Raw genomic sequence first — 11,868 nt, forward strand, 5'->3', positions numbered from 1 at the left:
CCTGTTGATTGTAAATGTCGAAACCCGTCTTTTGACTATCACCGATCCGGCACAAAAGATTTGCCGAGCGATGCCGGCGTATTGATGAGTGTCATACGCCGATTTTGAGAAATGATGATAAGCACAACCACCGTCGCCGCATAGGGCAGCATCGACAGGAACTGCGCCGGAACGCCGATGCCGAAGGCCTGGGCGTGGAGCTGTAGAATGGTCACCGCGCCAAACAGGTAGCCGCCCGCAAGGATCCTCCACGGCCGCCACGAAGCGAAGACCACCAGTGCCAGCGCGATCCAGCCCCGGCCGCCCGACATGTTCTCCGTCCACTGCGGCGTGTAGATCAGCGACAGCTGCGCGCCCGCCAGACCGGCACAGGCACCGCCGAACATGACGGCCAGATAGCGCGTCCTGATGACGCCGATGCCGAGCGCATGCGCCGAGCTGTGGCTATCGCCGATGGCGCGCAGTTTCAGACCGGCGCGGCTTCGAAACAGGAACCAGTTGACCGCAACGACCAGCAGGATGGACAGGTAGAAGACGATGTCCTGCTTGAACAGCACCGTGCCGACATACGGGATCTGCGAGAGCAGAGGGATCTCGATCGGCAGCAGCCGGATGCCGGGGACGCTGACATAGGACTCGCCGATCATGCCGGAGGCGCCGAGCCCCATGATGGTGAGCGCCAGTCCCGTCGCCACCTGGTTTGCCACCAGCGTCAGGGTGAGAAAGCTGAACAGCAACGAAAACAGCGCACCGCCGGCAATGCCCGCGAGCAGCCCGACATAGGCCGAGCCGCTGAGCTGCGCCGCTGCGAAGGCGCTGACCGAGCCGATGATGACCATACCCTCGACGCCGAGGTTCAGCACGCCGGCCCGCTCGGTCACCAGTTCGCCGATGGCGGCGATGACGAGCGGCGTCGATGCCGTGATGATGGTAAGCAGAACCGCTTCGAAGAATGTCATGACGTGGCTCCCGTCTTCGCCCGGAGGCGCGACCAGACGATCCGCACCTTGTAGTAGATCATCGTGTCGCAGGAGAGCACGAAGAATAACAGGAAGCCCTGGAACACGCGCGTCACCTTGTCGGACACGCCGATCGACAACTGCGCCGCCTCGCCGCCGATATAGGTGAGCGCCAGTACAAAGCCCGAAGCGATGATGCCGAGCGGATTGAGCCGGCCGAGGAAGGCGACGATGATCGCCGTGAATCCGTAGCTCGGCGATATATCGGGCTGCAGATGGCCGATAGAGCCGGACACTTCCGAGATCCCGGCAAGCCCTGCCAGCGCGCCCGAAAGGATGAAGCTGAACCAGACCATCTTGCGCGGCGAGAAACCGGCAAACCGCCCTGCCCGTTCAGACTGGCCGAGGACGACGACTTCGAACCCTCGCAGGGTGAAGCGCATCATGAACCAGATCAGAATTGCGGCAACGACCGCGAAGATCAGGCCCCAGTGGGCAGTGATGATGTCGTCCCATATCGGCGGCAGCACCTGATCGGGGGTAAAATCCCGCGTTCCGTAGAAGCCGTGACCATCCGGATTACGCCAGGGCCCGCGTGTCAGCCAATCGAGGAAAAGCTGGGCGATATAGGTCAGCATCAGGCTGGTGAGAATTTCATTGGTATTGAAATGCGTCTTCAGCAAAGCCGGGATTGTGGCGAATGCCGCGCCGCCCAGCGCGCCCATGACCAGCATCAGCGGCAGCACCATCGGCGATTGCCAGTCGTAGAAATAGACCGGAATGATCGAACCGACGATTGCCCCGACACTGTATTGCCCTTCGGCGCCGATGTTCCAGTTGGTCGAGCGGTAGCAGACCGACAGCCCGACCGCGATCAGGATCAGCGGTGCCGCCTTCTTGGCAAGTTCGTTGAGCGACCAGGGATCGAACAGCGGCTCGACCAGCAATGCATAAATGGCATCGAGCGGGGCCTTGCCGAGCAGCATGAACATGATGCCGCCGGCAATCAGGGTCAACAGCAGTGCCAGCAACGGTGACAGAATGCCCAGCAGCTTGGAAACGTCGGCCCGCCGTTCGAGTTCAATGCGCATGGGCTGGCTCCGCCTCGCTGGATAGGCCGTGGGTGCCGCCCATCAGCAACCCGATCCTCTCGCGGTTCATCTCGTCCGCCGGGTAGGAAACCGAAAGCCGGCCTTCCGAGATAACAGCGATATCGGTCGCAACCTCGAAGATCTCGTCGAGATCCTGGCTGATGACCAGCACAGCAGACCCGGCACGGGCGAGATCGACCAGCGCCTGTCGGATACGGCTGGCAGCACCCGCGTCGACCCCCCAGGTCGGCTGGTTGACGACAAGCACATCGGGCTGGCGGTCCAGTTCGCGACCGACGATGAATTTCTGCAGGTTTCCGCCGGAAAGCGATCCTGCGAGCGGATCTTCGCCGCTTTTACGCACGTCCATGGCCTCGGAAATGCGCTTGGTCGCCGCCTTGACGGTGGCGCGGCGGATGATCTGCAGCAAGCCGCCGCCCAGGAATGCCTTGCGGTCGGACTGGCTGCGTGCCAGCACCAGGTTGTCGGAAAGACGGAGTGTGGTGACGGCGGCGTGGCCATGCCGCTCCTCGGGCACGAAACCTGCCCCGAGCAGCCGCCGGGCGGTGATGCCCTTGGTCCCCACCGCTTCGCCGCGGATGAAAATGAGGTCGTCCGAGGCAACCGGAAATTCGCCGGAGACCACGTCGAACAACTCGCCCTGCCCGTTACCCGCAACGCCGGCAATCGCCAGGACTTCACCGGCGCGAACGCGCAGCGAGACGTCTTTCAGCGACACGGCGAAGGGCGTCCGCGCCGGCACGGAAAGGCCGGCGATTTCCAGCTGTATCTCGCCACGCTCGCCCCGGTCGTCGTGCTTGATACTGGCGACATCGCTGCCGACCATCATGCGCGCCAGCGAGCCGGTTGTCTCCTGCTTCGGATCGCAGGCGCCGGTCACCCGGCCGTGCCGCAACACGGTGGCGCGGTCGCAGATGCGCTGCACTTCCTCGAGACGGTGGCTGATGTAGAGGACCGAGCGCCCCTCTGCCCGGAGCTTGAACAGCGTTTCGAACAGCTTGTCCGCCTCCTGCGGCGTCAGCACCGAGGTCGGCTCATCGAGAATGATCAGTTTGGGATTTTGCAGCAAAGTCCGGACGATCTCGATACGCTGGCGCTCGCCAACCGAGAGATCGGCAACATGGGCATAGGGGTCGAGCGGCAGGCCATAGGCGACCGAAAGCGCTGCGGCTTCTTCGGCAATCTTGGCGATAGGGATTTTGTCGTCGAGCGAGAGTGCGATGTTCTCGGCGACAGTCAGTGCCTCGAACAGCGAGAAATGCTGGAATACCATGCCGATGCCGAGCCTGCGCGCCTCGCCTGGCGAGACGATCGACACGGGCTGCCCCTGCCAGACAATCTCTCCAGCCGTTGGTTCGAGAACGCCGAACAGCATTTTTACAAGCGTCGACTTGCCTGCGCCATTCTCTCCGAGCAGCGCATGAATTTCGCCGGGCTGGATACCGATGTCTATTTCGTTGCAGGCAGCGAAACTGCCAAAAAGTTTCGTCAGCTTTCGGACCGACAGTAACGCGCCGTCCAGCGGCGCATCGGATGACGACACGGTTTCCTCATTTTCCCTGCAGCCCTGTCCTCCAGGATCTTCTAGGCCTCAGCAGTCTCGTTCCACTCTTTTTTATTGGACCTGGCGACAGATGCCGCAGGTTGATCTGAGCGATATTGATACCGACTTTGTTGCTTTGCACAACAGCAAATATCGGTCAAACCTCACCCTGTGGATGAAGAACCTCTTCAGCGTCGCCCGAGCGATGGGAAGAACTGCAGCACGGCGCCGATGCAGTAGAGATAGATGCCCGATGCGACGAACAGGACGAGCGCCCAGTGGGGCATCAGGAAGTCCATCAGCAGAGAATAGATGCCGAGTGCCGACCAGAGCAGGAAGATGCCGAGGTTGAGCGGTCGCAACCGCTTGACCCGCACCGGATGAAGAAAATTGATCGGCAGAAAGGTGAGAACCACCGAAACGCCGACGATGACCATCGCCCAGGTCGCCCCCGGTTGGATGACGAAGAGCGTGAACACCACCATGTTCCAGACAACCGGGAAGCCCGAGAAGAAATACTCGTCGGTCTTCATGCCGGTGTCGGCATAATAGATAGCGCTGGAGACGACGATCATGCCGGCCGCCACGAATGACATCGGCTCGCCGATCATGCCGCTTTCATAGAGCGCGAATGCCGGCAGAAGCACGTAGGTCACATAGTCGATGATATTGTCGAGGGTGTCGCCGGACCAGTTCGGCAACACCTCCTTGACGCGCACCTTACGGGCAATCGGTCCGTCGATGCCGTCAACCAGCAAAGCAAGCCCCAGCCACCAGAACATCACCACGAAACGATGCTCTGCAGCCGCCACCACACCGAGAAAGGCGAGAAACGAACCGGATGCTGTCAAGATATGCACGGAGAAGGCACGGATCTCCGCATAAGGCACTCGCCTGTATTTAAAGATTTTCATGCGTCCCCGTGTCGCCCACCCGATAAGCCTGTCCCGGCAGGCCTGTTTTGCTCAATATGCATCCTTTGTCCAACGCTGCCAGCGCTAAACAACAAATAATAACCGTTGTGCCTGCTGAATTTCGGCACCTGCGCTATTTCATCCCATGGATTTCAGACCGACGAACCACTAGCTTCGGCCGCAACAGCCAGAAGGACGGTAGAATGAATCAGGCGGACATCACGATCGTTGGCGGCGGCCTTGCCGGCATGGTTGCGGCCATCGCGCTGGCGCGCGGCGGCCGGCATATCGCTTTCGTTGCGCCACCGGCAGCCAGGTCCGACGGGCGGACAACCGCCCTGATGGACCAGTCGATTCGTCTTCTCGGCCGGCTCGGCCTCTGGGACAAGATCGCCCCGGCAACTGCTGCTCTGTCGACAATGCAGATCATCGACGGCACGCATCGGCTATTGCGCGCGCCGACCGTGGCATTCCACGCCGCGGAAATCGGCTTGGATGCCTTCGGTTACAACATGCCGAACAAGGCGCTGCTGGCTGTGCTCGGCGATGCTGTTGCCACCGAAGGCAACATCCGCGTGATCGAGGCCTCGGCTGTGGCGATCGACATTCGCGACGACGGCGTGACCGTGACGCTCGACAACGGCGAGATGCTGCAGTCGAGTTTCGTAGTCGGCGCTGACGGCCGCAATTCGATGGTGCGCGAGGCCGCCGGGATCAGCGTCAGGACATGGTCCTATCCGCAATCGGCCATGGTCCTGAACTTCGCGCATTCGCTGCCGCATCAGAACATCTCGACGGAATTCCACACCGAAAGCGGCCCATTCACGCAGGTGCCCCTGCCCGGCGATCGCTCGAGCCTTGTCTGGGTGCAGAAACCGACAGAGGCTGCCGACCGGGCTGCAAGCACGCCCGAGGTGCTGAGCGTCCAGGTGGAGGAGCGGATGCAATCGCTGCTCGGCAAGGTCACCGTCGAGGACGGCGTTCAGGTCTGGCCGCTGTCCGGCATGACCGCATCTCGCTTCGGCAAGGGTCGGGCTGCCTTGATCGGCGAGGCGGCCCATGTCTTCCCGCCCATCGGGGCGCAGGGGCTCAACCTGAGCCTGCGCGATATCATGGCGCTGACCGACATTCTCTGCGACCGGCCACAGCAGGCGATTTCGGCAACTGCGGGCGATCAGTTCGACCGCAAGCGTCGCACCGACATTATCAGCCGGACAGCCAGCGTCGACGTCCTCAACCGCTCGCTCCTGTCGGACTTCCTGCCCGTGCAGGTTCTCCGAGCCGCCGGCCTGCACGTCCTTGCCTCGCTGCCGCCGTTGCGCGGCATCGTCATGCGCGAGGGCATCGAACCGGGTCGCGGCCTCGGCTTCATTCCGTCCATGCTAATGGAAAAGCTGCGCCGGAAGGCTTCCTGAGCGGATCAGATAGAGGATCCCCGACACCGAGACGATCGAGGCAGCGGTGGTGATCAGGATCGTTGCCGAGCTACGCTCCTGCCAAACGCCGTATTGCTGGCTCATGACGAAAACATTGGTGGCCGTCGGCAGCGCGGCAAGCAGAACCGCCGAATAGACCCAGATCGGCTCGAAGCCGCCGACCGCTTGGAGCACCAGATAGACCACAAGCGGATGCAGCAACAGCTTGGCCGGCACGATGTAGCCGATCTCGATCGGAATGCGCTTGAGCGGACGAAGCGCCAGCGTTACCCCCATGGCAAACAGCGCGCAGGGAGCCGCCGCCTGCGCGAGGTAATTGACGAAGCGCTGAAGGGGCAGCGGCTGATCCAGGTGCAAGGCCGCCGCCAGAAAGCCGAGCGCGGTCGATAGGATGAAGGGATGAAGAAGCACCTTGCGCGCGATGTCGGCCGCCAGCTGTCCTTTCGAGCGTCGATCCTCGCCCTCGACCGCCATCAACGCCGGGGCGACGATAAAGTGAAGGGCATTTTCCAGGCAGACGATCAGCGCCACCGGCACCGCCGCCTGCTCCCCCAGGGCCAGCAGTGCCAGTGCCGGTCCCATGTAGCCGATATTGCCATAGGCACCGGCAAAGGCCTGCATCGTGCATTCGGGAAGCGAGTTGCGCCTGACGAACCGACCGATGACGAACAACAGCGCGAAGATGGAATAGGTCGCGGCCAGATCCGCCGTGATGAATCCAACCCGCGTCAGCTGTTCGATCGGCGTCTGCGAGACGAGCTTGAAGAAAAGGGCCGGCAAGGCCGCATAGACTATAAACGTGGTGAGCCAGCCGAGTGCTTCGGCCGGTTGGCGGGTAATGCGGGCAGCAATGGCGCCGATGAGGATTAGGCCGAAGAACGGCAGGAGCAGACCGACAATGTCAGCCATGGACAATTCCAGTTCGAAGAAGCAAGGCGTGTTGATCGTTCGCTTTGCTATCCGATCTTCATCAGGATTGGGAAGGTCTGCTGGAACCAGATCGCGGCTTGACTGACGAAGCCGAATATGAAGGCAAGGCCGGTGACGACGAGAAAGGCGCCCATGACCTTCTCGACCAGTCCGAGATGCCGACGAAAGCGCGACAGGAACCGCATGAACGCGCCGGAGAAGCCGGCCGCGATCCAGAAGGGAACGGCAAGCCCGAGCGAGTAAACGGCAAGCAATCCGGCCCCCGCCCCAACGGTCTCCCGCGAGGCTGCGACACCCAGGATGGCGCCGAGAACCGGGCCGATGCACGGTGTCCATCCGAAGGCGAAGGCGAGACCCATGAGATAGGCCCCGGTCCAGGTTGCCGGCTTGCCGCCGCCTTGGAACCGCGCCTCGCGCGACAGCAGGCCGAACCTGAAGACGCCCAGAAAGTTGAGACCCATGATGATGATAATCAGGCCACCGACCTGCGCCAGCACGTCGAGATGCTGGCGCAGCAGCAGCCCGATGGTCGAGGCGCCGGCACCAAGCGCGACGAAGACGGTGGCAAAGCCGAGCGTGAAAAACAGCGCCGAAACCAAGACGCCGCCCCGAACCACAGCGGCATGCGTGGCAACGGGGGTCCCGCCGCGAAATTGCTCGACCGAAATCCCCGCCATATAGCAGAGGTAGGGCGGCACCAGCGGCAGGACGCAAGGGGACAGAAATGACAACGCCCCCGCCAACAGGGCGCTCAGCAGCGAGATATCGGCGATCGACACGAAGACACTCCGGACAAGACAGGATCGCCTAACTAGCCCCGGCACCGATGCAAAGCCAATCACCTTTTGCGGATGAGAATAAATCCCGACTTTCCTCAGAAAAGGGTGATTTTCCGGGTTGACCCTAACAGGTCGTCTGCCTATGTTCCGCGCACTTCAGGCCAGAGCGGTTTTTGCTCGCGGTCGTACGGTGGGGCGGGTAGCTCAGCTGGTAGAGCATTCGACTTTTAATCGAATGGTCATGGGTTCGAGTCCCATCCCGCCCACCAATATAGCCATTCAAAATATGCTTCGAAGCGTATCGATCCTCAATGACTTCGCTAGCATTTGCGCTGGCGTAGATCCAACGCCTAGCAGTTTTACAGCGATTGAATGTCTTGTGAACGCAGCACCGAGCGCTCACCTAATTGCAGATCTACAGTCCCGACGCCGGACTTTAGCTCTCCATTAAAGTCGTGGCAGCCCCTGGCGAATAGCATGCGACTTCATGCGGCATAGGGATCCCGTTGCGAAGGATGGTGCGAGGCCGACATGTCGCCTATGAGTTAGCTGTGGAGATACTCGCTCCAGGAGGCGGTGTCACGCGGCCGGGTCGTAATCTTCACCTGCAAATGCTGCAGCGTAAGCCCATGTGACCAGCAACGCGCTAACCTATATCTTCGGGGCGACCTACCCCAATCTCATAAGCTAGCGGCGCTGGTTATGCCCCGGTCGCAATGGCGCATCAGAGTTCAACCTGGATAGAAATCTGCGGCTCGTCAGTCGCGCAAACTGGCGATCGAACCGCATTCAAAACCTGCGATGCAAATCGTTACTCATCGCGCCAACGATTGGCGAAAGCTGGAAAACCAACCTTGGCGAATAGCGTCGATCAGGCGCGGAGAATGGGCACATGGGGTTCCATTGATCTAGCAAGCGAGAATGTAAATTTCTCTCAAACGCTGCCTGGCACCTCGGCCGACCAACTGGCTGACCACTTTGCCAATATTGATGAAATCAATGAAATATGAAGAGCTACGATATTTAGCTTCCGCGCATGTATCACTTAAGAGATAATTGCTTTTCGAGAGAAAATAACAATTTAATCGAGTAGTTATTGCGAGGAATAATTTAGATATATACAATATATGTATATAGATATCTGTGGAAGCTATGACAATGTATACTGCTTTTATGCGACCTAATATATTTCTCCTCAAAACCTGATAGAACTCGCTTTGCCAATCCCTCGTAAATTTCACTATTTTGGGTGCTAAAAATACTCAGCGCTTCAAAAGGCGGAGGATTGTTTTATAATTTATTTCAGGAATATTGAGATGATCCTCCCTAGTGCGTATCGTCCTGAAGTCGACGGTCTCAGGACAGTCGCAGTTTTGCTTGTCGTCTTTTTTCATGCCTTTCCCTCCATGTTGCCAGGCGGCTTCATCGGGGTTGACATTTTTTTCGTAATTTCAGGTTTTTTAATCACTGGCATATTGAGAAGAGAACTCGGCAGCGGCTCCTTCAGCATTGTGCGGTTTTACGCACGTAGGCTGCGTCGTATCGCGCCGGCTCTATTGCTGGTGTTGACGGCGGTCTTGCTAGCCGCAAGTTATTTGCTGGAATCGTCGGAACGACATGAAATTTACGGCCAGGCAATAGCTAGCGCCCTTTTCTCCGCCAATATACTTTTCTGGATGCAATCCGGTTATTTTGACCCAGCCGCCCTGACCAAGCCTCTCCTCCATATTTGGTCGCTCGGGGTCGAAGAGCAATATTATCTCATCTGGCCTCTGCTGCTATGGTTAGCTTGGTCGCGCAAGATCAACCTTACCCTATTGGCAACTCTTGTTGCCCTCGCATCTATGGTCTGCAATGTCATGCTCATCGAGCATCATGGATCGGCTGCTTTCTTTCTACCCATGTCCCGACTCTGGGAACTATCCATCGGTTCGATCATCGCGCTGACCGGTGCTCGTGCGACGACGAGGCTTCAAGCGGAAATAAGCACCGTTGCCGGTTTCGCGCTGATTGCAGCAGGCGTGGCCTTGTTGACAGAAACCAGCCTCTTCCCAGGCTGGTGGGCACTTCTGCCGACCGTGGGGGCGGCGTTCATTATCTTTGCCGGCCCGATGTCCGCGATCAATAAGTACGTTTTGATGTCGCCGCCATTCGTTTGGATTGGCCTCATCAGTTATCCGCTCTATCTATGGCATTGGCCAGTCCTGTCATTTCTTTCAACGCTCGCGGGTGGCATCCCCGTCGCCAGCGTCCGGGCTGGCGCGGTGCTCGCGAGCCTTGTCCTGGCTGCTCTAACATTTGGTCTATTGGAGTTGCCATTACGCCGCATAAAGTCACCCTTGCTTCCGCCGGCATTGGTGGTGGCTCTCCTATGTGTTGCGCTGGTCGGCACAGCCTCACTGCTGAGAGATCATCCCATGCCGCTGGAAAACGATCCTGCGATCGCCCAGAAAGCGGATTTGTCCTCCGCAGTGATGGGATCCGGCTTCGAATGGCGAGATTATGGCTGTGGTGGAACGCCTTCCCAGGAGGCTGACATCCGGGACTGCCTTAGGGATAGAAGAGAGCCGGCCCGGTTCGCCATATGGGGCGATAGTCACGCCAACGCTCTGATGCCGGGGTTGCTTCGGGAATCCACTCCAGGATCTCGCTGGATGCAGGTTGGAGCTGGGGGCTGCCCTCCTCTGGCCGGCGGCGTACTACGTACGTTTCCCGGGACTGCTAGCTATGACGCTCCCGTTATCTGCAAAAGAGCTAACGCAGCAATCTTAGACGTATTAAAAGCCAATCCCTCAATCAAAGCTGTCGTGTTCCTAACTGCTGCACGCATCGTGACGCCCCTGATGTACTCTAAATCATCCGACGAGCCCTACTATGACAATGCTGTTGTCGAGGGTATGAGCGCCGCTGCCAGGGAGCTAGACGATGCTGGCAAAACAGTTTATTTTGTGGTGGACAACCCGGTCTTCGCTCACCCGAAAGACTGCATAGAGCGCGCAATTTCGATCGCCAGGGAAAATATCCTCGCATGCGCCAAATCGCTTCAACAACATCTTGATGACAGCAAACGCTATTTCGAAATCGTCGCGGCCGTCAAGACGGCGAGCCCGTTCATCCGGATTATTGACCCCACCAGAGTCCTTTGTAGCCAAGATAATTGCGGCGTGAGTTTGAACGGCAAGTTTCTTTACACAGATGGCGATCACTTGTCTGATACTGGAAACGGATTGGTAGCCCGCTATCTCATCGATAAGATGGAGTAGATCAAAACTGACGCTTCCCCTGCAGCCAGCGCAATCCCAACTCTTTTAACCGATTGGATTTGACGATTCCTAGCGGAAGGCCGCGCATACCGCTCAACCAACCCTCAGCGCGGAGCGCAGTTACACCCTGCTTGGCGGGGACGGTGGCTGCTCTTCCATTTAGTCCCCGCGATCGATTTTTGCTTCAAGCTATTTTGATGCCGCTTGCTTCCTGACTGCCTGCTGCGAAAGCCGCTCCTCGGCACTCTCTAAAATTGCCAATCCGCAAGCCAAATTTCTCCCGGCGTCTGGGAACAATTCCGCGTGATCGGCATTGAGAGGGTGCGAATTTAATCGGAGAGAATATCATGCAGGACGCACAAGTGGGCTGGATTGCCGCAATCGTTATCGGGGGACTGGCGGGTTGGCTCGCTGAAATGTTCATGAAGAGCAACATGGGCATCCTGATGAACATCATCCTCGGGATCGTCGGCGCTATCGTCGCGAACTTCATCCTGGGCGCCCTTAACCTCAGCCTCGGCACGGGTTGGATTGCTTACCTCATCGCCGGCTTCATCGGCGCATGTATCCTGATCGCGATCGCACGGGTCGTCCGCCGCTAAGCAGTTTTGCGAACGGGGGAAAGCATGACTGAGATATCGACCTCTGCGAACCGCAAAGTCACGCGCGGCAAGCCATACAGCATCGGCGAGTTCGCCGAGAAGTACAGGCTCGAGGATGAAGAGGCAAAGCGCCTCTTCACCAAGTTCGGACCCTCTTCAACCGAGCTCGACCTGTTGATGGCTGCAAAGCGCATCCCGCCGAGCGCAGGCGTCGGGGACGAAGCGTAGGGACTTTGGGAGCACGACGTGGCAAAGGCCGGTTGCATTGCAGCCGGCCTTTATCTTTGCCCGATCGTAGGATCAAAAGGTCTGAGCGCCACGATGTTTCGG

General features: G+C 58.9%; 11 protein-coding genes and 1 tRNA gene. 6 read left to right on the top strand and 6 right to left on the bottom strand.

From position 1 onward, the window contains the following. Positions 1-38: 38 nt before the first annotated feature. From VH564_RS19305 to pcsA, 4 genes are all read right to left on the bottom strand, one after another. Positions 39-959, bottom strand: coding sequence for an ABC transporter permease (locus VH564_RS19305; protein ID WP_423341488.1), 921 nt, complete (start codon positions 957-959; stop codon positions 39-41). After that, the gene (locus tag VH564_RS19310) at positions 956-2,050 is read right to left on the bottom strand and encodes an ABC transporter permease (protein WP_423341489.1); all 1,095 of its coding nucleotides are present in this window, start codon (positions 2,048-2,050) and stop codon (positions 956-958) included. Before VH564_RS19310 ends, VH564_RS19305 begins: the two co-directional genes overlap by 4 nt. After that, on the bottom strand, positions 2,040-3,614 hold the full coding sequence (locus VH564_RS19315; protein WP_423341490.1) for an ABC transporter ATP-binding protein: 1,575 nt from the start codon (positions 3,612-3,614) through the stop codon (positions 2,040-2,042). The genes VH564_RS19310 and VH564_RS19315 overlap by 11 nt, the downstream gene beginning before the upstream one ends. A 188-nt stretch (positions 3,615-3,802) precedes the next feature. After that, on the bottom strand, positions 3,803-4,528 hold the full coding sequence (pcsA, locus tag VH564_RS19320) for a phosphatidylcholine synthase (RefSeq protein WP_423341491.1): 726 nt from the start codon (positions 4,526-4,528) through the stop codon (positions 3,803-3,805). A 203-nt stretch (positions 4,529-4,731) separates the two neighbouring features. Between pcsA and VH564_RS19325 the strand changes: the two genes are divergently transcribed. After that, complete coding sequence (locus VH564_RS19325; protein WP_423341492.1) at positions 4,732-5,943, top strand: UbiH/UbiF family hydroxylase; 1,212 nt, start codon at positions 4,732-4,734, stop codon at positions 5,941-5,943. On the opposite strand, the gene VH564_RS19330 is transcribed toward VH564_RS19325, so the two are convergent. After that, complete coding sequence (locus VH564_RS19330) at positions 5,911-6,873, bottom strand: AEC family transporter (RefSeq protein WP_423341493.1); 963 nt, start codon at positions 6,871-6,873, stop codon at positions 5,911-5,913. The two genes, VH564_RS19325 and VH564_RS19330, sit on opposite strands and share 33 nt — an antisense overlap. A gap of 47 nt (positions 6,874-6,920) precedes the next feature. Beyond that, positions 6,921-7,673, bottom strand: coding sequence for a cytochrome c biogenesis CcdA family protein (locus tag VH564_RS19335; protein WP_423341494.1), 753 nt, complete (start codon positions 7,671-7,673; stop codon positions 6,921-6,923). 193 nt (positions 7,674-7,866) lie between these two features. Here VH564_RS19335 and VH564_RS19340 point away from each other — a divergent pair. The 5 genes from VH564_RS19340 (at position 7,867) to VH564_RS19360 (ending at position 11,766) form a co-directional block, all read left to right on the top strand. Further along, positions 7,867-7,942, top strand: a tRNA-Lys gene (locus VH564_RS19340). Between the two features lie 585 nt (positions 7,943-8,527). Beyond that, the gene (locus tag VH564_RS19345; protein ID WP_423341495.1) at positions 8,528-8,683 is read left to right on the top strand and encodes a hypothetical protein; all 156 of its coding nucleotides are present in this window, start codon (positions 8,528-8,530) and stop codon (positions 8,681-8,683) included. A gap of 306 nt (positions 8,684-8,989) precedes the next feature. Next, the gene (locus VH564_RS19350) at positions 8,990-10,936 is read left to right on the top strand and encodes an acyltransferase family protein (protein WP_423341496.1); all 1,947 of its coding nucleotides are present in this window, start codon (positions 8,990-8,992) and stop codon (positions 10,934-10,936) included. A 347-nt stretch (positions 10,937-11,283) separates the two neighbouring features. Then, positions 11,284-11,538 (top strand): GlsB/YeaQ/YmgE family stress response membrane protein, encoded by a 255-nt coding sequence (locus VH564_RS19355; protein ID WP_423341497.1) that lies wholly within the window; start codon positions 11,284-11,286, stop codon positions 11,536-11,538. A gap of 24 nt (positions 11,539-11,562) precedes the next feature. Then, positions 11,563-11,766 (top strand): hypothetical protein, encoded by a 204-nt coding sequence (locus VH564_RS19360; RefSeq protein WP_423341498.1) that lies wholly within the window; start codon positions 11,563-11,565, stop codon positions 11,764-11,766. Positions 11,767-11,868: the final 102 nt, after the last annotated feature.

The organism is Rhizobium sp. HT1-10 (assembly GCF_049472505.1).
Taxonomy (GTDB): Bacteria; Pseudomonadota; Alphaproteobacteria; order Rhizobiales; family Rhizobiaceae; genus Rhizobium.